This window comes from Leptospira johnsonii, assembly GCF_003112675.1.
GTDB lineage: Bacteria > Spirochaetota > Leptospiria > Leptospirales > Leptospiraceae > Leptospira_B > Leptospira_B johnsonii.
The window spans coordinates 1,414,058-1,439,783 of sequence record NZ_BFAY01000011.1; the positions used below are offsets into that span (position 1 = coordinate 1,414,058).

A 25,726-nucleotide genomic window follows, 5' to 3' on the forward strand; every position below is an offset into this window, starting at 1 on the left:
AGGAGTTCCTACAAACGGATCGTTCAAATTAAGGAAGGATTAGATCCTTCCAATCTTCTCCTGAAGTTTGAGGACAAAGATATACTTCTCCTTCGGAGTACTTGTTTTTGTTCTTTCTCCAAAGGGAAAGTTTAAGGTCGGCTTCTTCTAAACCTGTTTTTAAAACTTCTCTTAACTCTGAAATAGATTTGAAAGTGCCGTCCAAGACTCCGGTATTTTTTGCGTCGAAGTCCGCCCTGGATTTCTTTATGAAAGATCCGAAAAATTCTTTTTGGATAGATTCGATTTCTTGAATATTCCCTTCTTTTCTGAGCGAGGCTACTTTTGCTCCCTGGAACAGGTCGAACGCTGAGTTTCCTCCCATCACAGCGAGAGTTGCTTCTGCTAAAGAATAATATGCGATCCCTGGTCTTAAAAATCCGCTGAACGCATGTATCTGTCTTCCTCCGTAATTTTGTCTTAATACGATGGAGACTACAGGCATTTCAGAGAGAACGTTTACGTCCAAGGATTCCCCGCCGATTTGTTGTATCCTTGCTCTTTCTTGTTTGGTACCTGGAACGAAACCTGGAGCATCAGAGATCATTAATAAAGGAATGGAATGTTTGTTCGCGAATTCTGTGAATACTCTGAATTTTTCCGTTCCAGGTGCGTCAGGAGAGCCTCCTCCTTTCGGTTGGTCCGCAATGATCGCAATGGTTCTGCCTTGTATTCTTCCGAGTCCTGTAATCAAACTGGAACCTGGGTCCCATTCTCCGAATTCTAAGAAAGTGTTTTCGTCTAAAATTTTTTGGACGATCTCTTCTTTCATATCGTAAGAAACCGTGATCTCGTTCGGAAGTTTGATCTCGTTTCCGTTTGCCGGAGAATTTTCGATCTTTCTATGATTTAACAAATGGAAAAACTTTTTAATGATCTCATAAGCTTCCGATTCGTTTTTAGCTGTGAATGTCGCCCATCTTTTTTTATTCAAGAATTCCTTATGTATGGAAGCTTTGCTCTTTTCGTTCGGTTCTAAAAGTAACCATACATCCGCCTCTGAAGTAAGTTCGGAGACTCTAAGTCCTTCCGGATTTTTTACGAAATGTAAGCAGGCTCCTTTAAAATTTTGTAATGATTTTTGGAAGTCCCTTCTGGGTCTTAAGGAATCGTAATCATCCAAATGGGAACTTCTGAACCATTTGCTTCCGTATACTAAGAGCAGGCTTGTTCCAGTTTTTTCTGCGATCCGAACTGATTCTTTCGCTTTGATAATACAGGGAAGAGAATGGAATCCGTCGCTGGTTCTTGGCCCCATAGAAAGTACGGAAGCTTCTCCCAATCGAATGAATCCGGAGACTAATGATCCTGAACCTGAATAGTTTTCTTTGATCGGCAGGAAAAATCCGCTCTCAGAATGATAGGTGAGTTCGTTCTCATCTAAAACATTCCAATTTTCTGATATGACTCTTTGGCCTTTATCTTTTGGAAGAAGTTTACATCCCAATAAAGTGTCTTGTATCCTTCTGATGATCCAAATGAGCTGTATCTTATCGTTTGCTACAAAATCCACAGTTCCCGTGGCTTGGCCCATTATTTTAGCCCCGCCTATCTCATAATTGGTGAATTTTTCGCCGGTTACGGATTCGATTACTGAAGACCCTGTTAGAACTCGGTAGGATTCATCTTCATTTAAGAGAACTTGTAAGGAGGCTTGGGAAGAGCCATAAACATCCAGTCCTGTAGAGGATCCTGTTCCAACTGCGACTGTAAAACAAAACTTAGGTCTTTCTTCAGAGTTGTATCTTCTGAATTCTGATCCGTATTTCTTTTCAGTTTCGGAACATACTTCTTTTAAGACCGGATCTGAATGTGATTCGATTGCGGCTCTGAATTCGGAAGCTTTCAAACCTGCACTTAAAAGTGAGTTCATGAAGAATCCTTCTGCGGCTCTATTTAAAGAAACCATTCCTTCTTTAATGTTAGCGCCTGCTCCGTCATTCCAGATATACAAAGGAAGGTCTTTTCGATAGGCATAGTATGCGGCTGCTATGTATTTTCTTCCTTCTAAATCTCCTGTAGCGCCGCCTGCTACTCTGGAATCTTTAAAAAAACATAATGCAGGTTTTCCGCCAATCTTTCCTTCGAATATTTTTGCTCCTGGTATATAGATCTCTTCTTTGCCTGTTTTAGGATTTTTTCTGAGAAGACCGTCTGTTCCCGGGATCATGATCTCTTTTGCGGAATCCATATCGAATATTTCGGAAACCCAACATTCCAAAGGCCATTTTCCTTTTTGGAAAACAGTCAGATCTTTTGGATCGGTTCCTGTGCAGTACGGAAATCTAGGATCATTACGATGCGCTATGTCCATCCTAAGCTTTCCATCTTTAAAGAAGAAGGAAAGAGTTACCGTTTTTTCGGAATTTTCCGGAAGGAAATCCATCGTGAATTGACTGTAAACTCCGTGTAAGAAGAAACGAAGAACCGATCCGGAGGATTCCATTATATTATTATAATTGAATACATCTTGGTCATTGGATCCTGGATCGAATTTGACCTTGAATCCGGAAACTAGAACTTCTAATCTGAAAATATCCACTTTTTTGAATATTTGGGAGCCTTGCAAAATACACGCCCCTACTTTCGCGGTGGTTTCCAGATCGAATCGAGAAGTTTTCTTTTCCGATTCAGCGCTTAAAGTGGAGAAGAGTATATATTGTTTTTCTTTTTCGGTTTCTAAGAAATACAAAAAATGTCCGGGAGTAGGGGAGAATAATCTCTTAATACTTCCTTGGGATTGCCAATGTGCTATTTTTTTTCGGATTTGCGAAGTGAGGGACTCATCGAAGTTTTCAGGGATCAATGGTAAGTCTTCCGAAAAGGATCTTTTGAATTTTTCTTCTAAGATCTCGGATCTTTGCTCAGATACGGATGACCAAGGTGATTTTAGAAAACGTACATAATCGAATACATGTTTCCTGGAAATGGTTGCATCTCCCCCTTTGAATTTTTGGGGACGATTTCCTCTGGAGCTTAATATTCTTCTGACCGTTTTTTCGAGAGAACTTTCCTTCTCTCTTTCTTCCAGATACAAGATGCCATTCAATGCAAGATCGATGGAAGGAGTAGGCGGAGCATAAATGGAAAGTATTTCCAAAAGTTTTGCGACGAGTTCTTTTCCTTCTCTAAGATTCGCGTATGCTTTTACCAAAAATATGAATGCATCCTTTTGGTTTTTAGTCCTTCGAAGAGGATTCCATGGTTTTATTCCGTAATAATGAAATGCATTCGATAGAAGTTTTTTCGTAGTTTTAGGCGGATTATATCCTTCTGTATCCCATTCCGATAGAGCTCTTTGTATCTCTCCATAGTGAGAAAATTTTGTTCCAGGATCTGAAGAGAATATTCTGCGCACTAATACGTGGAATTTCAAAAGTTCTAAATAGAAATTTCCCCATTGTCGATTTTCCGAATCTGGAAGTTTGGAAAATTCAAAATTGGAAAGTATAGAATTTATCTTTTCTACTGCATCTTGTTCTCTAAAGGTTCCCAAGATCCAGGACTTCAGTAAAATTCTCAGATCGGAGCCCGAAGTTTTTTCTATCGGGGAGAGTTTTAGTTCTATATCCGCTTCTAGGGACGCCCAGATTTCCCAGATGGATCCTCCAAAAGTATTATGATTTTCTAATTCTTTTTTGACTTCGGATCTTTGCTCTGTTTCGATTTTTGCGAGTATTTCTCCTTCGCTCAAGCCTTTGCCCAGAACCATTCCTGAAGCGGTCATTCCTCGAACTAATTTGCTACCATCTCCATGTTCTAATAGATATCCTAGTTTTCCGCTAACAGGCGCGGTAAGAACTGTTTCCATCTTCATGGCAGAAATGACTAAGATCGGATCTCCTTCTTGGATTGTTTCTCCTTCTTTCCATGTCTCGTTCGTTTGAGGGTTATTACAGATCTTTACGAATGTTCCTTGGAAAGGAGAACGTAATACTCCTTCGCTGGATGCGTTATTCTTTTTGTCTTTGGATAAAATGGAAAATCGGAGATACCTAAGTTTTCCTTGTTCATCCGGAAATCTCACCAAGTGAAAAGAAGGCCTACGATCTACTCGGACTGGAATTGTCCTGCCTGCAAATTCTACTAAAAATTCTTCTCCCAATTCGCCGCTTAAAGAGACTCCAATAGTCCCAAAATCTTTTCCATTTAGTAAAATCCTGTAACTGGAAATGGAAGTTCGGAATAGGCGGGTCTTAAAAGTTTTCGTCTCCGATTTTAATTCGAATTCATAAAGTGAATATTCAGACTCTTGGGAATGAAGTAGTTTGGGAAGATCCCTGTCTCTAAAGGATCTTTTTAGATCATTTTCGGTTATAAAAACGGATTCAGCGAGGGAACAGATGACTGCTCCTACTTCCTCTGATTCTTTTTCCGCTTTCGTAAGCTCTTCATTATTAGATAAAATTAAATTATCATATTCTCCTGAACGAAACAGATCATGTCTTACTAGTTTGAGCAATTGTTCGATATTTGTGGTGATCCCTCGGATGTAGAGATCGGAAAGAGCTCTTTCCATTCTGAGAAGCGCTTCTTCTCTCGTGGTTCCCGTGGTGATTAATTTTCCGATCATGGGATCATAATCACCTAATACTCTATCACCTTTTCTGAATCCGAAATCGCAACGTACTCCGTTGAATGTAGGTAATTCCAGATCTTTTATTTTTCCCGGAGAAGGTGAATAGTTTTGAAAAGGGTCTTCCGCATAGATCCTGCATTGGATAGAATGATTTCTGTCAGAGAATCTTCTGCGGATCACCGAGTCATAAGGGATCTCTTGTTCTCTTCCATCAAAAAATAGAATTTGCCATTTAGCTAGATCGATCCCAAGAGATTGGTCCGTCACAGGATATTCCACCTGTAATCTAGTATTCATTTCTAAAAAACCAAAATTGCCTGTTTCGCAATCTAGTAGGAATTCCACGGTTCCCGCGGCACATCCTTCCGAGTAACCTGAGATATGAGCGATCTTTTCTGCGGATGATAATAATTGTAATAAGGTCCTATCGTCTAAAAAAGTTTCTCCACTTTCTTCCACAACTTTTTGGTTTCTTCTTTGAACCGCGCATTTTCGGATACCTACTGCGGTGGAATTGAAAATTTGCACTTCAAAGTGAGCAGGTCTCTCTACGTATTTTTCAAAGAAGAAGGTACCGTTTCCGTAGGATTGGACGCCGATACGGACCGCACTTTCTATTGCAGGAACTAGCTCTTTGGAATTTCGTACGATGACCATTCCTTTTCCACCGCCGCCGCTGTCCAATTTGATCATGATAGGATAACCGATCCTTTCCGCTTCTTGGACTGCGATCTCTTCTCCGCCTGTGATGGGTCCGCTTCCCAATAAAAGTGGGATACCGTTCTCTAATGCCAACTTTCTAGCATCCAGTTTGTTTCCCACTTTTCTCATTACGGAGGCTTTGGGACCCATGAATATTATATTTTTTTTATATATTAGGGATGCTTCCTCCAATGATTCCACAAATTTGAAGTCTTCGGACAAAAATCCGTATCCTGGATATACAGCGTTTGCGTCAGAAAGCAAGGTGGCGGCTATGATTGTCTGGGAATTCGTATATTTATCGGAACTTCCTATGTATATGATCTCGTCTGCGGACTCATACCAGGATTGTTCTCTATCAGGGTCGGTTACTACTGCAACGGAGCGGATACCTTCTTCTCTTAATGCTAAAAAGAATCTTTTGGCGATCTCTCCCCTGTTTGCGATCAGTACTTTTTTCAGGACACCTTTTCTTTCCGGTAAAATTTCCCTTTTTTCGGAACGCCCTGGGTTTAAAATTTTCAATTCTCTGATGACGGAATCTATTTCAGGAATGCTTAATATTCCTTGGGTAAATGAATCTGGTTCTGGTTTTCTTGTGGGTATCATTCGCTTTTTCTCCTAAAAGATCAGGAGGACTTCGGAAAATGCATAATCCCCCGTATGGCTAATACTTAACCGAATAGAATTCGGTTTTAAGTTGTTCAGATAAGTTTCAAAGTTTCCGTAAAAACGAAAATAGGGACGACCATAATCGTCGTTGCGTATCTCAATCTCGGAATAGTTTACAGTTAAGTCAGGCTTTTGAAATAGGCGATATCCGTCCAAGGCCTTGATCAATGCCTCTTTTGCTGCGTATCTTCCTGCAAAAAAGCTGGCTTTTTGATTTTCAGGTTTTGTCTGTCCCTGCTTCCTTTCCCAATCCGTAAAAGTGATTCTAAAGAAGAAGGTAGCCTTATCCTGTAAACTTTCTTTGAACTCCGGAATGAAAGTTAGATCCACTCCTACGGAAGCGTACGGACTGGTTACCGATTCAAAATTTGGAAGAGTTTGTGATCCTAATTTCATTTTTTCTCTCCCTGCTTGGATCTATAACCAGCATTTAGGAGTAACCCGATCTCTTCTTCTTGGAAGTAGGACTTAGTATGTCTTTCATACATAGGTTTTCCTAACCCCATTCTGATCTCATGGTATCTGTTCCGATTGGTGATCTCTCTTTTTCTTCTTAATTTCAGATAGGTTTCTCTTTGCTCTGGTGTGAGCGCCGCTAAGAAATAGTCCGAATGAACGAAAAGGCAAAGTGCTCCCACATGTCCAAACCCTAAAGTAGTCAACATTCCGGCTTTAATATTATGTTTACCGAATGGAATGCTTTCGTCCGTAAAAGTGATGAAAGGATATTCGTTCATGTCGGGATCCACTTCTTCAAGATTTCGATTTCCGGTTACGATACCTTCTTCTAAAGTTTGTAATATTCCAATAGTCTGCCAGGCTGCGGCTCCTCCTTTGGAATGTCCTGTAAGAGATTTCTGAGAAACTACGGGTAATAGGTTTCCTGGAGTTCTTCCTAACTTGGATAATAAATTATACAAAAGTTTGTTTTCATTCTTATCGTTTGCTTTTGTGGAAGTATCGTGCTTGTAGGCGACACCTATATCGTCCGCAGTGAGACCGAAAGGAGCTAACGCGTTTCTTAATGGGGATTTTTCTTTTTCGGATTCTGCACCTAAAGATAAAAGTCCGAGGCCCGGCGCAGGAATAGAAGCTTGGATACCGTCCGTTTTAGAACCTGCATAGGCTAAAATTCCATACACTGGAAGTCCTGCTTCGAGAGCTAAGTCTGCTCTTGCAAGTAGGACGACTCCTCCTCCTTGCGCTTCTACGAATCCTCCCCTTCGGATATCGTTCGGGCGGCACATTCCTTTTGGATCGATGCCTTGTTCCAACATTTCTACGCTGCTTGCAGTCGCTTGCATGTCTCCAAATCCAACCAAACTTTCCATCGCAAAATCATCGAAGGCACCGGCTAACATAAAGCCCGCTTTTCCTTCTTTGATTAAACTCGCCGCCATTTCTAAAGAAATTCCCGCAGTCGCGCAGGCTGCTACTGGAGTTTGGACGGGACCATATCCTCCTACGTAAGAGGTGAGTGCCCAAGCTGTAGTAACGTTGATCAGCGATTCTTGTAACGCGTCATGCTGTCTTTCTTTTCCGAGTAAGAAGTCATGAAACATTCTTTTGAGTTTTCCCATTCCTCCCATACCGGAGCCGACTGTGGAGCCGACAAGTCCTGGATGTAGGAATTCATACAATTCCATAGGTTCCATTCCGGAACGTAAGAACGCTTCGCATGTGCAATAAAGATTATATACTGTGATCGGATCGACTTGAGCGGTCAGATCTTTGGTCAGTCCATATTTGGCCGGATCCCAACCTTTCGGGATTTGCCCTGCCACTTTTCTATTGAAGTCAGAAGCCTTTCTTGCCTTGATCGTACTTCCTTTTTTTCTTCTAACAAACCATTTGTCTTTTTCGGAATCATGATAGATCTCCGTAGCTTCAGGTTCTGCTTTTTTGAATTCTTCCGCTTCTTTCGAGTTGGAAACAGGTATGAAGAAGTCCTCTTCTAAAACCACATCTACGAAGGAGAATAAAGCAGAAGGATCAAAACCCACACATTCCTTATCGATTATCCGGATGCCCGTATGAGCTAAGATCTTCTCTTCGTATTTAGATTTGATTTCCCATTCTGCGACCGCTTCGCCAGTTTCGGAATCGGTCCAACTTCTTCCTTTATCTGCAGCTTGGTACTTAATATAACCCATCATCCAAGCGAGTTCGAGAGCAGCCTCTAAGGACAGTGTTCCGGATTTTTCCAATTCCCATCTGGTCATGGAACTGCCCGCAGGTCCGAGTTCTGCAAAACCTACGACACAAATTGTTTTAGATAAATCTAATCCTTTTAAATATCCGATCTCATTCAATCGTGCTTGGCTAGGGACAGAAGGGTATTTATACACTTCTTTAGGTAAGAATTCTCTTGTTTTAGTATCACGTTTTTCTAATGTAACTTTGCTCTTAAGCAAAAAGGTTTCCTTTTTGATCTTTGCTTCGGAAAGAATATCTACACGGATTTTGCCTAAAGTTTTTCCAAGATCGGTTTGAGAATCCAAACCGCCTGTGAAATTTACCTTAGTGATTTGTTCGGAAGAATGAAATACACAAGTATGGATCAAATTTCCTAAAAGAAGTCCCATCTCTCTTTTGGAGAATGTGAGGACTCCCGATCTTTCTTCCAATGCTTGGGCAACGAGATCGTTCGCCTCCATGAGGCCTGTTCCTCTTACCCAACCGATCACACAACCGTGGATCCTTGTATGTTTTCCCCAATCGTCTTCTTCCGAGAATTTTTTGCGGAATAAAGTCTCGAGACCCAATTTGGTTTCTGCATACATTCCATCTCTTCCAAAGATACCGTGATTCGGCGAGAGAGGTAGGATTACATGAAGCGGAGAAGTTTCCGTCGGCGTGTTCTTAACTCTTCCCAGAGTTCCGATCAGTTTTTCCACACCGAGTAACATGACTCTCAATGATGTTAAAGAAGAATCATCTAACTGTGATCCTGTATTTTCTTCTCCGACTGCGCCGAATGGAATTAAAACGTCCGGCTCCCAATCTTTTTGGACCAACCATTCGGATAAAGAACGTATATCTTCGAACGATCCTTGAGAGAATGGAACTAAAGAAAGTGAAGCTCCTTTTGCTCCGTACTTCTGGAAGATTCTTTTGTAAAACTTAACTTTTTCTGAAGAATAAGAAGTGGTAGTTAGGATAATATCCGCTCCACCCGAGAGTAACACGAATACGGTCTCTAATGCGATTGAGTTTGGACCTCCCCCTGTTACTAAAACTTTTAGACCGGAGAACGAAATCCCAGTCTCGGAAGAACTCAAAATAGAATTCAGAATAGATTCGGTTTCTTTCCGGTTCTCTGTCCAACTCCCTCCCTGATCTTCACTTGTTCCGATAGAAATTTTTCCTTGGAAAAAGTCCTTTAATTTAGCAGAATATTCTACTTCTTTAAAGTTTAAATTTCCTTCTTCAGAGATCTCTAGTTTAGGACGTAATACTGAGTTTTCTGCCTGGAAGATCGGTTTTTTATTCTGATCCCAGTGAGAGGAGAGAGATCTCAAATATTCTCTTTTGGATCCGATGTTTTTCTTTTTTTCAGGAAATTGGATCTCGTCCTTCTCCAAGATTTGGTCCCAGTATTCTAAAACTTGGGATAATAGAGGACTTGCATGATTTGCAAAATACTTTTCTTCTTCCTGACTTAAACGACTTACAGTTCCGACTCTGAATCTGGTTAAACCTTGCAAAAGTTTTTTCTTTGCCCATTGTTCCGAGTTAGAAAAACGAACTATTTTCTTTTCGTCGAATAGGGAAGAAGGAGCAGACTCTGCTTGGATCTTTTGCCTAGCTTCTTCTATAACATTCAGATCTTTTATTAAAAATTCTGCAAATGGATCTTCTCCTAAAAGCCTAGACTGGAAGTTCTTAATTGCTTTTCCAAAAATTCCTTCCGCTCCGAAATACTTTCTTTCCAGTTCTTCTAACGCAGCTGCATCTACTTTTGCCCCTCCGCCAGATCCTGAATTGCTTGCGGAAAGTTTTCCGATCCGTATTCCTTTGGATTGGGCAAACAGATCCACTGCTTTGTCCAACCATTTGGATGCGTCCTTAGAACTTCCGATCCGAGAGTTTAATGCGATCGAACTCAATGGACCCTTTCGTAACGACTCTCCTTCTCTTACGTATAAAGGAAGAAAGATACTGATCGCAAAAATCCCCGAAGCACTTAAGCCTCTTTCTTCTTTTAGATATTTAAAGATCTCTGTTCTGCCGAAATCAGGCGGGAAAAATTTCTTCAAGGTTTCTTCGAAGGAAGTTCTGAGATAAGGCCCAGGTTGTGTGTATGCAGATTGCTCTTCCAAAGATCTTACAAGGTCTTTTAAGGATTTCTCATGAGCCCCATCCAAACTTGTGGTTTTGAATTCCGCTCCCAGATCCGCCATCACCTGATTTCGTTTGGAAGAATTTCCTCCGAATAGAGTATCTATATTTTCCTCTTCAGAAATTTCTTCGGGTCGTATTCCTGCCTTTAAAGAAAGTAATACGAATAATGCATCCTTCTTAGTAAGATTTACGGACGATTCTTCTCCGCCGAACTGTTGGGGTTCTTGGATTGTTTCCTGCACTTGTGCCGATGCAATCTTGGTCTCCGCTTTTGCAATAGGAACTTCCGTCGCTATTGGTTCTGGAATTTCTCTGAGTTTAGAAAACTCAGCGGTATCACAATCTTCTAATTCTGAAAAGACTACATTTCGATTTTCTTCTATATGTAGGATCTCGAATGAAGAAGGATCCGGAAAATCTCTCAGAGTTTGCCTTGCCATACCCGCAAGATCTCCTCTTGCGCCTAGGTCGATCAATCTTCGGACTTTCAGGTCTTGGAAGAATTGGTCTTGAGTTTTTATCCATTGCACAGGCATCGCAAATTGATAGGCAAGTAGTTCGATCAGCAAGATCCTTCTGAGTTTTTCGTTAGAAAGTTTCTGATCTTCCTTTAGGATCTTTTCTAAGATTGGACTTCCAGATATTTCCCAAACATACTTTATAAATTCCTTATCAATGGAGAATGGTTTCGCCACTAAATTCGGGATATACCTACCGTCTAATTCCTCAAAACCGGTTATCTGAGGGATATTCGATTCCAGAGTTTTTCTGAATTCAGAAACCCCGTTTACCAACACTCTGGAATGGAAAGGTACATCTATTCCTTCTAAACGGATCGTCGTTTTTTTGCCTCTTACAATCTCTTTAAAACGGTTTTCCATTTCAGTGAGAGCTTTGAGATCGCCGGTGACGGAGTATTGTTTGTCTCTTATGTTTAAATTAACTACTTCTAAAGGAAGGCTTGTCTCTTCTTTAATTTGTGAAACAACTTTCAGAATGGTTTCTTCATCCAGGCCTACATGACGATTTCCTAATACTACGCTCATTCCGAATGGACTTCGCCCTTCCTTATCTCTTGGAACAAGACTTTGCATAGTAAGCCCTCTTCCATAAACGATCCGGATCACATTTTCTAATCCTAAAAATCCTCTAGCGGATAAGGCCGAGAATTCTCCTAGAGAGTGTCCAGCAAATGGCGCATCCGGATCTAAGAATCCTCTTTCTTTCAGAATCTCCCAGTCTGCCATGGACTTAGTGACCAAAGCAACTTGAGTAAATTGAGTGAGATGAAGAACACCTTTAGGATGGTTCCAAACTTTTTTCCCAACTTTTAATGAAGTTGGATTATCTTGTACAATTTTTAAAAGAGAGAAGCCTAACTCGTCTCTCGTGGTATTTTCCGCTCTTTGCCAAACGTTTCTGGCTTCCGGAAATTCATCTCTAAGCTTCATTCCCATGGCTTGGGACTGGGAACCTTGACCCGTAAATACGTAGCCGGTCTTTTTAGGAGAAACGATTGCTTTCGCGCTTAATTTTCTTTCTCCATCTCGATTTTGTAAGCTGATCGAAAGGATGTGAGATCCTTTTTTTTGAGAAATGTGTACTGCTTCTAAAAGTAATTCTTCTCCTAAATATACTGGAGCTTCGAAAATTTCTTCGAAGGACGATAATCTTGACGGATCTCCTTGTCCGACATCCATTACGATTTGTTTAATTACTCTAGAAGAAGTCCATAAGCCGTGGACTATTCTGTCCTTCCAGCCTGCATATTTTGCAAAATCAATATCCGTATGGATTGGATTTGTATCTCCTGATGCCGCAGAATATTCGCTCATATCGGAAGGAGCAAAGAAAGTTTCTGATACGACCTTGTAAGGTTTAGTGAGTGGGACTTCCTGATCCGCCTCTAAAAGACTTGAGAAGAATCGATCCAAAGATGTTGGAGTTCCTACCTGAACTTTCTCTTCTAATTGGAATTTTCCCCATTCTTTAAAATGAGAGCCTGAAACTTTTTCTATTTTACCTTCGATTGTATGAAGTTCCTGATTTACGCCCAAATATCGAACGTGGCGATTTTCAGAAGTGAATTTTAATTTAGATCCGACTGAGTTCGGTTCTTGGTCTTCTTTTTTAAAAATCCAAGGGATAGAATTTAGAAGATTGGATTCCGCTTCCGATTTGATCAGGATACTTTTTTCGAAAGGTAAGGAGTCGAACTCTTCGAATTTAGAATAAACATCTCGGATCAAAAATCCAGTTTGGAAAGAGCAGATCTTCTTTCCGTCTTTTGAAATTTCTCCCAAGATCTGGATCTCTTGTCCCGAACCTAGTTTGCGGACTTTTGCAAGTCTTGCTTTGGATCTAAGTTTATCCCCAGGAACCAATTCGGTTGCTTCTTTTTCCCATTGGAAATTTTGGGAGAAATGTAAAAGCCTAAATAGATTCTTATTTTCTAATGTAAATAAAGGAGAAAGAAGTACTTTCCAGGCAAAAGCGGTACTCATTCCAATAGGAGGATTTGGATCTGATTTTAAATCAGTTCTTCTTAATTCTCCGATCGCTTTCCGGAAATTTAAAATGGATTCCTTATCGATTATTACCTCTGATTCTAATTCTTCTGAAATATTCTTTGAATAATTCAGATCGATTTTTTGATCCAGTCCCCATGTTTTAAGATAAAGATCCAAACCGGATTTTTCTTTGAAAACATGATCTTCTTCTATAAATGTTCCTAAAGTTTTTCCGGCGCTGAATTTTCTTTGGAAAGGAATTGCAGTCCCGTCTTTAGGATCGTAGAAAAATAATTTTAACTCTGCAGAATCTTTTTCCGAAAGTTTTAATTCTACTTTTAGTTTGTTTTCCTCCCAGACTTGGATCAGCAATAATTCTTCTGAGCCGCTTGTTTCCCAGATAAATTTTCTGCCGATCCTTGGTTCAAAGAATAATTTCAGATCCGACGCAGTTTGCCCGATTTTGGGAGATTTTAATACGGCAGTTAAGAAACCTTTTCCTAATTCTGCTAAATGAACCATCCAATCGTTCGGAGTTATATCAAGGGTTTCGAATATGGAGATCGAATTGTTTCTGATCTGCTCTTCTGAGAATAAATTAGAGATATTTTTACTTTGGACATCCGAAGCGAACAGATCCTCCCAATGAATTTTTTTAGGTTTAGAATCTTCCAAACTTACTTGTAGAAAGTTTTGGAAGATTGAGGAGACTGGCTCGTTCGCCTCATGAATTCCTTTGATCGCTTTTGGTCCGGGGATCCAAGCGCAAGAATCCGGTTCCATATCAACACAATGAGAATACCAAAGGGAATCGGAGCGGATCCATTTTACTAAATCCTCGTCGATAACAGGGATAAAGTTTACCGGTTTGCCTGGTCTTTTGCAAACATCTAAGAAGAATATAGTATCTTCCGGTAAGATAAGGATCGTATCCGCGTTTTTATAACTTGTTTTCCATTCATTTAGAAAAACATTCGGATCGAAATCTGGACCGATTTTTTCTAATATAGAATTTTGATCCGTAGGCTCGGAGATACGGGCCTCGAATCTTTGCACCAATTCTATCAATCTGTTTCTGAAACTTTTATCTATAAAAGGATGATCCGGCCACCCTTCCGGAGAGATCAATCTTTGCCCAGGGCAGGTCAGCTCTAAGTATCTTGAAAGAATTTGAGTGTAACTCATTTCTTCTAGATCGCCGAAATATGGTTTTGCAGTAGAGTTGATAAGAGAGACTAATTCTTTCTTTTTTGATTGAACCGCTTTTTTGGCTTCTTCTGTTTCTTTTCCTTTTGTAAGTTCTTCTGCAAGAGAAGAGAGTTTGGTCCAAGTATTCTCTGCGTAATAAATATCCGCACCTAATCCTGATCGTCCGGAAATAACTCCGCCGGCGTTCTTTCCTTCTTGAGTGGTTTTCCAATTTTCGGATCCTGAGATCTCTACTAAAGCTTGTTTAATTTTTTCTGATGTAGCACACTCTTTTGCAGCCATGAGCCTGGTGCCTAAGAATACCGCGTCTACAGGCATTGGATTTTTTCCTGCCCAGGTTCCGAACAACCAAGACTTGGAATCTTGAGGTTCCGCGATCCCTCCACCGACTGCCAAAATTATATTTTTACAATCTCTGATCTCACTATAAGTAGATCGGACCAATCCTTCTAGATCTTCCCAGCTATGATGCCCTCCTGCAGCTCCCCCTTCGATTTGCATTAGGATTTTTGAATCTGGTACTTGTTTTGCAATAGAGATAACTTGTCGGATCTGTTTTTGGGTTCCCGGTTTGAAGGAGTTCAACCAGATCCCATGAGATTCAAAATCTTTTAGTATTCGAATGGCCTCTTCCGTTTCCGGAATACCAGCTGATATAGTTACTCCTTCGATAGGAGCTCCTTCACTTTTGAGTTTTTTTACTAAGGGAACTTGTAGATTCCATAAATAGGCATCTAAGTATAGAAGGTTCACAACTATGCCGACTTCGGGAGGTAATTCTTTTCGAAATACTTCCATTCTTTTTCGGAATAGTTCTTCCGTTACTTGTCCTCCTCCAGCCCATTCTACTAAGTATCCTTCTTTTGCCGCAGCGATCACGATCGCAGGTTCAACGGTAGAAGGAGTCATACCTCCCCCAAATACAGGAGCTCTTCCCGTCCAAACAGAGTAATTGTTCTTTAAGAAAATTTTTCCATTTGGAAGTTCTACCGTTTCTGGTTGGAATTCCTTCCATGATTTAGGAAATTCTAAATTAGTTTCTTTTGTGAAAGATCTATAGGACTCCGATTTGCTTAAGTTTCGAGTGAGATAGGATTTACCTTTAAGGATAGGAGAGCATAATTTTTCGGCATCCACTCCCGGCCCGAAAGAGATTAATAAAACTTTACTTTCTTCTTTTTCTAAACTTCCCAAACAGATTTCCCAATCCAAGGGTTCTGCCACTGTCATTCTGGATAAGGCAAGCGCGAGATCTGATTCTGTTCTGAGATCTCTTCCGTCTCTTGTATCGAATAGAGGAATTTTTAGATCGGATTGTTTCGGGTTGAATCCTATTCTTTTGACATCTTCTTCCAAAAGTACAGGGACCCTTCTTAATAACGGGCTATGGAATGGAGCGGAAATTTTGAGAAATGTCCAAGAATCCAGGTTGGGGAAATTATTGTTTGAAAGATAAGTTCTGAACTCTAATAAAGATTCTGGAGATCCACAGACCACTCTGGCCTTTGGTCCATTCTTCAGTCCTAAATATATTGTGTCTTCGGAACTTCTGTTTGAGTTAAATTTTTCTAATTCTTCCGTTAATAAGGAGTCGCTCTCCGACTTTAAAGCCGCCATAGGAGAGGGGATCTCATCGGGCTTCAAAAGTCTTTTTGCAGAAACATCCAATTCTAAAATTGGAAATTCCTCTTGGACTCTTATACCTAGACTGATCAGGTTTCTAAGTATCAGTGATAAATTTTTTAAGAATGTGGTTTTATCAGGAGAAGAAGATAATAAAAATCCAGCGTACACTCCTTGGGAATGACCAAATATACCTGAGATTTCGTTATATAAAGACTCCCAGTGAGATTCGTCTTGGATTACTCTGTATAAAGCGGAAGCCTGAGCTAAAAAGATAAGAGGAATACTATATGAGCAATTCTTTAAGATAGAATGGTCCGGAGTTAATTCCGGCTGATCCAACCAATCCTTTAAACGAAAACCTAAAGGCAATGCTCCTAAAAGTCTGTCTTTATGGATTGCTTTACATTCTTCCTCGATAGAAGAGAAGACAGTTGTCCAAAATTCCGAACGAGAATTGCCTTCTTCATAGAAAGAGCGTAATTCAGGAATAGGATCTATTCCCTGTCCGGCGAAGGTTACGAATGTTTTAGCAGACTGAGCTGAAAGATTTTTATAGATTGGCGATACTTGTTCGGAAGATAAAGCTCCGCTTGAATAATTCGTTTTCATTTACTGACCCTTCCATTTTATTTTTCATTTAATAAGATTTCATTTGAAATGGAAGAGTTTACGTTTTGATTTCAAGAAAAAATTTTTTTATACTTAATAAAATCAAAATCGTAATTATGAACACTCGTTTGGCACGATGTAACAAATGCTATGCATATCTATTTTCCTATTTTATAATATGAATGCATAAATATTATGCTGATGAACATTTGTTAGTTAAATAAGTTAGTTAACAATTGTTCGTTAATTCTGTTAGTTTGTTGCTCGGCATTATTTGGCTTGTCGCAAATGAATCTTAAGTTAATGAACAAATGTTTACTTTAAATTAATAAAACATAAAGTGATTTGGATATAGGGAAGGCGCTTGGGATCAGTTCTTGCTTTTATGGAAAGGGTTTAGAGGAAGGAAGCCTGGGGTCGGACGGCCAGGCTTTTATCTTATGTAATGGAAAGCCGGAGACAGTTTTAGTTCCCAAACATAATAAAAATAGAATGTATAATGTTTGGCTTTAGGACTTCAGTTTGCCCAAAAAGTCCGCAGGCGCTCCATCCGTAGGAATGAGAACCACTTCTCCTCTTTTTAAAGGAACCTTTGGTACCATATATTCCACTCCTGCAAACCACGGAAGGAAATATTTACTTATCGCCATTACTCCGGAAACATCGAAACCGGTAGTGGCGATTACCTTAATTCCTTCGAATCCATCTTGGTAGATCCTACGGATCATCCAAAGGCCGGAGGTCTGGGTTTCCATTGTGATATCGGTGATGACAGCTTTCAGTTTATGCTTATTCGCAAGATAAAGATCCCAACCTTGAGATGCATCTAAAGCGCGAAGTACTTCGCAGCCATTTTCTTGGAGATAAGTTTTGAGATTATTTGCATAACGATCGTTGTCGTCCACTACAAGAACTAATGGTTTCAAGGCAGCATCCCCGCTCCGGCGTATTGATTGTCTGTAAGTTTTCGATAAAGACCGTTTTTCTCCATTAGAGAAGTGTGATTTCCTTCCTCTACAATCCTTCCGTTATCCATAACAAGTATGCGTGGAATGTCCTTGATGGTGGAAAGTCTGTGAGCGATCACAAACGTAGTACGGTTTGCGAATAATCTACGGAAAGCGTCACTGACCAATCTTTCGGACTCTGCGTCTAACGCGGATGTGGCCTCGTCCAAGATCATGATTTCAGGATCTCTTAACAAAGCTCTTGCGATCACAAGTCTTTGTCTTTGTCCACCGGAAAGATTTAAACCTCTCACTCCTAAGATACTATCGTATCCATTGTCCATTTGTTTGATGAAGTCATGGGCGTGAGCAAGTCGTGCAGCTCGGATAACATCTTTTCTGTTCGCTCCAGGTTTTCCGTAAGCGATATTGTCTGCGACTTTTCCGTGGAATAAGAAAATGTCCTGTGTTACGATCCCGATCTTATTACGTAGATCGGCAAGAGAAAGATCTTTAATATTCTGCCCATCGAACTCGATCGATCCGACACTCGGATCGAAGAATCTAGGGATCAAGTCCATCAATGTGGACTTTCCGCAACCGCTTGCACCTACGATCGCGATTGTTTCTCCAACTTTCACGTTCAAGTTGATATCTTTTAATACTTCTGCGTTGGTCCCTGGATAAGCAAAGGTTACACCTTTGAACTGGATGGAGTTTGTGACCTTGTGAACTTTTACTTTTTCTTCTTCGCTATGATCCTCTGTTTCCAGATCTATGATCTCGAAAATCCTTCTTCCGGCGATGATTGCTTGGGAGATTTTTCCCACCATTTGTGATAACTGTGTTAATGGGCGGAGAAGAAAAAGAAGTGTGAGAAGGAATACCATGAACTGTCCCACTGTGAAAGGAGAGCCCACGTTCCCTGCGAGAATATACCGTGCACCTAATGCAAAAAATCCCAGGGCCACTAAAGAAGAAGTTAACTCCACTAGGCTGGGCGCGATCTGTAAATAATACTGCCCTTTAAAATTCCTACGATAAACGTTTTGGTTGATCTTCTGGAATTTGTCCCTCTCATATTTTTCGGTATTAAAAACGCGGATCACTTTAATTCCGGAAATCATCTCTTGTAGATTCGCGTTCAAGTCCGCCAATTTCTCTTGAAACCTTTCTGTGGATCTAGTGATCTTTTTGGTGAATAAGGTCACAGGCAGGATGATCAAAGGTACTGTTCCACATGCGATAAGAAGAAGTTCAGTGTTCAAATAAAGTAATACTAGGAGGTGAGTGATTACGTAGAAAAAGTTGATCGTCGCATCTCTAAAGTTAGAAGAGATAACTGCAGCCACCACTTCTACATCGTTGATGATCCTACTCATCAAAAGTCCCGTTTTTTCCTTAAAGAAAAAAGTAAGAGGGAGCATTTGGTTCTTCTCGAATAAGTTCTGTCGTATATCCCGCACAGCCCAATAACCCGCAGTCGCGAGGCAATACACCGAAGCAAGATAGGTGAGCAGTTTGAGTCCGTATAGAGGAAGTATCAAAAGGCAAACCGCCCAAACAACTTCCTTGGGCTCCATGTATTTGGTGCGTCCGTTAGACCATCTTTTAACGTCGATCAGGACTTTCTTAGCTCTTTCTACCGGGTTTAAGCGGATCTCTAAGTTGGATTCTTCCTTTGTGATGATCTCTTGTTCTGCCTCCGTAAATTCGAATTGGAAGCGGGTATTCGGATCCGCTGCCATAGTATCGAAAAGAGGGATAATGGAGGTTAAGGAGACCGCGTTCAAGATCGCAGTTAGAAGAGCGAATGCGATGCCTAATGAAAATCTGTACTTATAACGTACTGAATAACTCATTAAGCGGAAGAAAATTTTCATTTGATTTATGCTTCTGACACGATTCGAGAAAAGTTTCTCACCAGTTCCAATCCGTTTTGGGTCATGATGGACTCCGGATGGAATTGAACTCCGTATAAATGAGGTTTTGTCTTATGACGCACTCCCATGATGATCCCATCTTCCGTCTTGGAGGAAACTTCCAATACATCTGGAAGGCTTTCAGGTTGTATCACAAGGGAATGATATCGAGTGGCTAAAAAAGGAGAAGGCAAGGACTTATATATATCCTTTCCATCATGTTCTATCAAGCTTACTTTTCCGTGCATAATATTTGGAGCGTTTACGATCTTTCCGCCATAGACAAGTCCTATGGCTTGGTGACCTAAACATACACCTAAGATCGGAAGCTGTCCCGCTAATTCTTTTAAAATATCTATACAAACTCCTGAATCTTCAGGACGTCCCGGACCAGGGCTCAGTACGATCCCTTTCGGAGCCAATCTTTTGATCTCGTTTAGATCTATCTTATCGTTCCGAAAAACTTCTACCTTATTGCCTATCTGCGAAAAATACTGATACAGATTGTATGTAAAAGAATCGTAATTGTCCACGAGAAGGATCATCTATTCCATTCTCCTTTCAATCCGTTTCTTGCAAAGTCCACTGCTCGGAGTAATGCGGCCATTTTGTTTTTGGTCTCTTCTAATTCGCCTTCTGGAGAAGAATCATAAACAACTCCTCCTCCAGCTTGGACGAATGCCTTCTCTCCATAAAAAGAGATGGTACGAATGACGATCGCCATGTCCGTATCTCCCTGGTAGGAAATATAACCTAAGGCCCCGGAATAAATCCCTCTTCTGGTCCTTTCTAATTCGTCTATGATTTCCATAGCTCTGATCTTAGGTGCGCCTGAAACTGTTCCCGCAGGAAGAGTAGCTCGAAGAAGATCGTAAACCGATTTTCCTTCTTCCAAGATGCCGGAACATTGGCTTACGATATGCATTACGTGGGAATATTTTTCTATAATTTTAAAATCTTCTACTCGAACGCTTCCCGCTTCGCAAACCCTACCGAGGTCGTTCCTTCCTAAGTCTACGAGCATGATATGTTCTGCGATCTCTTTGGGATCCGCTAAAAGATTTTCTTCCAGAAGTTTGTCCGCTTCCGGATTGGCTCCTCTTGGTCTCGTACCTGCAATCGGCCGGAGGTAAGTTTTTCTATCCTTACATTTTACCATGATCTCAGGAGAAGATCCAACCAAGGAAATATCATCCAGCTTGAGGAAATACATATAAGGACTTGGATTTACGGTCCTTAATCCGCGATAAACTTGGAAAGGAGGAACTCCTGGTCGGAATTCCAACTTTCTAGATGGAACGACCTGAAAGATATCTCCCGCATAAATATATTCCTTCGCTTTCTGGACCGCTTTTTTATAGTCCTCGTCGGGAATATTAGGAGTGTATTCCAATTTCTCCTTAGTTACTAAAGGATGCTTAACCCAACCGGGAAGTTCTCCTTCTCTGATCTCTTTTTCAATCGCATCAATTCTTTCTAATGTAGCTTCGTAACAAGCTTTAGGATCTTCGTATTCGGAAAGACGAGCATTGACGACGATCCTTAATAGACGATCCACATGATCTACTACCAGTACTTCGTCGTATAAAGCAAAGTAAACATCTGGAGCAGGTTCATCTTCCGGTTTAGTATCTGGGATTTTTTCATAATAACGTACAGCTCCGAAGGAAAGAAAACCTACAGCCCCTCCTTGGAAAGAAGGAAGCCTATGATCCGGAACGTATTTGTCGTCTCCCATTGAATATTCCAATAGGAATAAGGGATCGTATGTGATGATCTCAGTTTCCGGTTCTTTTCTTTTGGAAACATAAAATAGACCGTTCTTACCGTAGAGCAATCTATACGGATCTTTTCCTAAGAAGGAATTCCTGCCTACATTCTCTCCGCCTTCTACTGATTCTAAAAGAAAAGAATGTTTGGCCTCGGTGCCTCCCCATTTTGCAAAAAGGGACACCGGGGTTTCCAAATCCAAGAAGACTTGTTTGAAAACCGGGATCAAATTCCCGGACTTCGTTTTTTCCAGGAATTCTTCGTATGTTAAGGAAAATTCCTTCAGAGGTTCGGTCCTTCTATCCCTTTACCTTCTGTTAGGTAACGAGAGATGATCAATCTTTGGATTTGAGAAGTTCCTTCGTAAATTTGGAAAATTTTCGCGTCTCTCATGAGTTTTTCGACAGGATATTCGGAGTTAAAACCGTAACCGCCTAAAACTTGGACTGCGTCAGTCGTAATTCTCATACAAGCATCCGCGCAGAACGCTTTTGCGATAGAAGCTTGGTAAGTATTTCTGAAACCGTTATCGATCAACCAAGCTGCTTGGTGGCAAAGAAGTCTTCCTGCTTCGATATCTCTCGCCATCTCTGCGATCATAAAAGAGATAGCTTGGTTCTCGATGATAGGTTTACCGAATGCAGTTCTAGTTTTAGCATATTCTAATGCATGTTCCATGGCAGCTCTTGCAACACCGACAGCTCCGATTGCAACTCCCGGACGAGTATGATCAAATGCTCCCATCGCAATCTTAAATCCGTCGCCTTCTTTACCGATCATCTGGCTTTTGTGGACTTTCACTTCTTCAAAAGTGATCCCTCTTGTGTCGGAACATCTTTGTCCCATATTCAATTCTTTTTTGCCTACGACCACGCCAGGAGTTTTGGAGCTAACTATAAAGCCGGTGATACCTTTGTGACCCGCAGCAGCGTCAGTTTTAGTAAGAACGAAGAACCAATCCGCATAACCTGCGTTAGTGATCCACATCTTGGAACCGTTGATGATATACTCGTCTCCAACCTTTCTGGCAGTAGTTCGGATCCCTGCAACATCAGAACCTGCACCAGGCTCAGTAACAGCATAAGCGCAGAGTTGGAATTGCTCTGTCATAGGCTGAACCCATTTTTTCAAAACTTCGTCGCTCGCTCCGATCAAGACTGGAGCTAATGCCAAGTTATTCGCAAGGATAGCGGTTGCCATCGCAGAGCAACCCCAGAATAATTCTTCTCCGATAATAACATCATCCAATTCATGCATTCCGGCTCCGTTGTATTTTTCCGGAATATGGATATTCATCAAACCGATCTCCCAGGCCTTTTTCAAGATCTGAAGAGGGTATTCCCCAGTTTTATCATGATGCTCCGCTTTTGGGCGAATCTCATTTTTTGCAAAATCTCTGGCAAGACCTCTAAGCGCTTTTTGATCGTCTGAAAGAGCGAAATCCATTATAACTAACCTTAATTGGAATGAAGGGTCTCTTCGGGAGACGCGATGTACGAACCGCGTTTCTTTTCAAAAGACAAAAGATCTTTGAAAGGATAAAATTGGGACTACCGTCCGGTAAACCGGTCCGGATAAAAGGTCCCGACGAAAAACCCTAAGGAACAGGTTCTAAGCGGAAGGGTACCAAGTCAAGAACGTACGATTGGATTAGAAGAAGTGAGAAGAATCCTGAAATCGTATAAATGCCGAAAGGACGGCATCAGTTTTGAAACTTCTGTTGGAAATAAATTTCCAGTTGAGATTAACTGAACGACAAACTCTCTTCCGTTAAGACCCGAATGGGTTTCGATTTAGTTCCATGATATAGGTTTCAAATCCTTCTTTTAAATATGTTTTATAAAAAAAGAAGAAGGCTAGATTAGCGAAATTTTATATAAAGTTTTGATTTTTGATTGTGGGCGGTCCGTAATTTTTCGGATTATCTTTAACCTCGGACCCGGGATCATTTACCGGAGCCAAAACAATCAAAAGGATAATTTCGATGAAAAAACTAGTATTAGCGCTTACCACTCTTTCTCTCGTTGCAGCTTTCGCACTAAGCGCAGAAGAGAAAAAAGAGGCTCCTAAAAAAGAGGAAGCAAAGAAAGAAGCACCTAAGGCCGACGCTAAGAAAGAAGCAAAAAAATAATCCCGAAAGGGTTTATTGACGTCGGCACTGGATATAAGAGTGCAGCGACAAAGGGCCTCCCATAAAGGAGGCCCTTTTTATTTCAATACAGCTAAGAAGAACTTTGTGTTAGTCGACTTTCAAAAAAGAATCCGGCAGGTCAGACCGCACCGGATATAAGAGTGAAGCGACGATAGGAGTCCAAAGACTCCCGTTTCTTATTCATAAGATCCTCCCCTCATTGTCAGCTATTTTTTCCCCATTAGGCCCGTGCTGCCTTTTGACGAACCTGTATGTAATTACAGATTTTTATCTGTTATAGCGTAAATTTTGCTTGTAAAACGGATGGCCTTTTGATATGGTCTTTTGCACACCGGAAGCGAAAACGGAAGGTGGAATTAAGGAAAAGGAAGAATCCAGATGAAAAAACTAGTATTAGCAATCACCACTTTGTCTCTTGTAGCAGCTTTTGCTTTAAGCGCGGAAGAAAAGAAAGAAGCTCCTAAAAAAGAAGAAGCAAAGAAAGAAGCTCCAAAAGCTGATCCTAAAAAAGACGCAAAGAAATAATATAAGAACGGAAAGAAGATTTCCGAACTTCGATTATTATCTAGATCAATTTCTCCGGGGCCGTCCGACACAATTGGACGGCTTTTGCGTTTAGTTCCCTAAGATCTGGGATTTCATAAAATGAGCGGACCTTCTTCCTAACTCCAAAGCTAATCTTCCATTTTCCATTTTATTCGGATGAAGATAGGGGGTATTGGTCACCACTCTAATAATTTTTTTACCGTATTTCTTCGCTAATAATTCTTTTAGATCTCTGGTCTCGCTTGCGATCACACTCACACAAGAGTCGAAAGCTCTCATCAAAATTTTACCCGAAACAGGTTTGCGGTTCTCAATATCATGGATCACAATCCTTTTGATACTTGGATCCAAGATAAATTCTTTGATCGGTTCCGCATCTGCAACTCCACCGTCCAAAAATTCCTCTCCCTTAAGATTAGGAATTTCGAAAAGAAGGGGGAATGTCATGGAGGCCATAATCATATCGATGATATTTCCTTCGGTCTTTAATTCTCTGATACCTTTGGTAAGATTAGAAACTGCAATCCCAATCTTGATAGGCATCTCAGAAATATCCTTACCTCCCAAGTAAGGTTCCAATAAGGTCCTGATCTTTTTTCCGGAAAGAATGCCGGAATAATTTTTAAGTCCTTTTCTAAACGGTTTTAGGAATTGGCTAAAAAAATTCCCGTCCCAAAAATCACTCTTTTTCAAAGTAAGAATGAATCTTGTGATCTCTTCTGGGGGAAGTCCTGCTGCAACTAGAGACCCGATCAATGCTCCTGAACTGGAACCTGTGATCGCTGCGGGTTTAAAACCGATCTCTTTTAGTCCGAGAGAAAAACCGGAGTGAGCATAAAAACCGAAAAATGCGGAGTTCAAAGCCAATGCGTCATACGATTTTTTAAAGATAAGATTCGGCGATTTTTTGGAAGCCATTGCGAGTTTCTTAATCCAGAGGGGAACTTTGTCCAGAATTTTACCTTAACTTTTAGGGCTTTAGTTTTACGAATTAGGAGAATCATCCTTGAAACAATTCAATTTCGGGAGTATCACTATGATATGAGCTATCGAACTTTTTACGTCACCACAAAGAATGAAACCGAAGCTTTGGAAATTGCGGAAACTTTAGTGAACGAAAGACTGGTTGCTTGCGCCAATCTGATCCCTGGGATGAAATCTATCTATAGATGGCATGGAAGGTTAGAGCATAATCAGGAAACGGTTCTTTTATTAAAAACCAAAGATTCCGAGGCGGAAAAAGTCGTAGCAAGAATTTCGGAATTACATAGTTACACGGTCCCTTGTATCGTTTCCTGGGAGATCAAAGAGGCGAACCAAAAGTATTTGCATTGGATAGATTCGGAAATCGGAAAATAATCCTTTCCCTTTAAACATTCTTTTCATACATTCGGATATTTTTATCGAGTCTCTTGGTTAGAAATTCCGATAGATTCGTGACTGAGGCGGATGAATGGAAGAAAAAGCGGAAAAGTTTTGGACCTGGTTTTCCCAAAACAGCCGGTATTATACTAAACTAGACGATCTGGACGATAAAGAAAGAGATCGTCTTCTAGACGATCTCATGGACCGACTCCAGGAAGTGAATTCCGAGTTTTTTTTCGAGATCGGAGGGGGAGACGAGAGCCCTCACGAATTCACTGTAGTCACAGCAGGAGATGAGGATCTGTACGCGGAGGCTGAAAGGTTCGTAGACCTCGCTCCCGAGATTTCTGGCTGGGATGTCTTCTCCGTAGACCAGTACCAAGAAAAAGGCACAGTTATTTTTCACGAAGGTTTGGAGTTAGATTCGGAAGAGACTTGGTTTCTTCCTTTGGAGAACACAAATCTTCCTAAAAGTTTCGGAATTCGGATCTGTTTCCCCGATTTCCCGAATGTAGAGTCAAATCCTCATCTCAAAAAAGCAGTCGGTCTATTATTGGAAACTCTTCTGGGCGAAGATACATTTACCAAAGAAATAGGATATTATGAGATCGGAATGCTTCCCGACGATCCTGAAGAAGAAGGATTCATTGAACTAGTAGAATTGCCCGACTATATCCAGTGGAGAAAGGAAAGAGAGGCATAAAAAAAGGCGGGCAAAGCCCGCCGTTAAAAAA

The 25,726-nt window shown here is 40.8% G+C and carries 13 protein-coding genes; 4 read left to right on the top strand and 9 right to left on the bottom strand.

All coding sequences use genetic code 11. The features are described 5' to 3' along the window. Window positions 1-28: 28 nt before the first annotated feature. The 8 genes from LPTSP_RS15560 to LPTSP_RS15595 form a co-directional block, all read right to left on the bottom strand. Window positions 29-5,929: a carboxyl transferase domain-containing protein gene (locus tag LPTSP_RS15560; protein WP_108929582.1), complete on the bottom strand. Its 5,901-nt coding sequence runs from the start codon at window positions 5,927-5,929 to the stop codon at window positions 29-31. A 12-nt stretch (window positions 5,930-5,941) separates the two neighbouring features. Next, window positions 5,942-6,388: a holo-ACP synthase gene (locus tag LPTSP_RS15565; protein WP_108929583.1), complete on the bottom strand. Its 447-nt coding sequence runs from the start codon at window positions 6,386-6,388 to the stop codon at window positions 5,942-5,944. Next, complete coding sequence (locus LPTSP_RS15570) at window positions 6,385-16,290, bottom strand: type I polyketide synthase (RefSeq protein WP_108929584.1); 9,906 nt, start codon at window positions 16,288-16,290, stop codon at window positions 6,385-6,387. Before LPTSP_RS15570 ends, LPTSP_RS15565 begins: the two co-directional genes overlap by 4 nt. 509 nt (window positions 16,291-16,799) lie before the next feature. Then, window positions 16,800-17,216, bottom strand: a complete 417-nt coding sequence (locus LPTSP_RS15575) for a response regulator (RefSeq protein ID WP_108929585.1) — start codon at window positions 17,214-17,216, stop codon at window positions 16,800-16,802. Further along, the gene (locus LPTSP_RS15580; protein ID WP_108929586.1) at window positions 17,213-19,120 is read right to left on the bottom strand and encodes an ABC transporter ATP-binding protein; all 1,908 of its coding nucleotides are present in this window, start codon (window positions 19,118-19,120) and stop codon (window positions 17,213-17,215) included. The genes LPTSP_RS15575 and LPTSP_RS15580 overlap by 4 nt, the downstream gene beginning before the upstream one ends. Before the next feature lie 5 nt (window positions 19,121-19,125). Further along, a complete protein-coding gene (locus LPTSP_RS15585; RefSeq protein ID WP_108929587.1) occupies window positions 19,126-19,704 on the bottom strand; it encodes an anthranilate synthase component II in 579 nt (192 codons plus the stop codon). Then, window positions 19,701-21,125, bottom strand: coding sequence for an anthranilate synthase component I (gene trpE, locus LPTSP_RS15590; protein WP_174704491.1), 1,425 nt, complete (start codon window positions 21,123-21,125; stop codon window positions 19,701-19,703). Before trpE ends, LPTSP_RS15585 begins: the two co-directional genes overlap by 4 nt. A gap of 86 nt (window positions 21,126-21,211) precedes the next feature. Continuing rightward, window positions 21,212-22,375 (bottom strand): acyl-CoA dehydrogenase family protein, encoded by a 1,164-nt coding sequence (locus LPTSP_RS15595; protein ID WP_108929589.1) that lies wholly within the window; start codon window positions 22,373-22,375, stop codon window positions 21,212-21,214. Between the two features lie 538 nt (window positions 22,376-22,913). On the opposite strand from LPTSP_RS15595, the gene LPTSP_RS19135 reads away from it, so the two are divergent. Together LPTSP_RS19135 and LPTSP_RS19140 are read left to right on the top strand one after the other, a co-directional pair. After that, window positions 22,914-23,060 (top strand): hypothetical protein, encoded by a 147-nt coding sequence (locus tag LPTSP_RS19135; RefSeq protein WP_165780212.1) that lies wholly within the window; start codon window positions 22,914-22,916, stop codon window positions 23,058-23,060. A 399-nt stretch (window positions 23,061-23,459) separates the two neighbouring features. Then, entirely contained in the window at window positions 23,460-23,606 is a 147-nt protein-coding gene (locus LPTSP_RS19140) for a hypothetical protein (protein WP_165782587.1), read from the top strand. Between the two features lie 90 nt (window positions 23,607-23,696). On the opposite strand, the gene LPTSP_RS15600 is transcribed toward LPTSP_RS19140, so the two are convergent. Next, entirely contained in the window at window positions 23,697-24,545 is an 849-nt protein-coding gene (locus LPTSP_RS15600; RefSeq protein ID WP_108929590.1) for a patatin-like phospholipase family protein, read from the bottom strand. Between the two features lie 123 nt (window positions 24,546-24,668). Here LPTSP_RS15600 and cutA point away from each other — a divergent pair, with 123 nt between their 5' ends. Both cutA and LPTSP_RS15610 read left to right on the top strand, forming a co-directional pair. Further along, entirely contained in the window at window positions 24,669-24,986 is a 318-nt protein-coding gene (cutA, locus tag LPTSP_RS15605) for a divalent-cation tolerance protein CutA (RefSeq protein WP_108929591.1), read from the top strand. A gap of 94 nt (window positions 24,987-25,080) precedes the next feature. Beyond that, window positions 25,081-25,695: a hypothetical protein gene (locus LPTSP_RS15610; protein ID WP_108929592.1), complete on the top strand. Its 615-nt coding sequence runs from the start codon at window positions 25,081-25,083 to the stop codon at window positions 25,693-25,695. Window positions 25,696-25,726 lie beyond the last annotated feature (31 nt).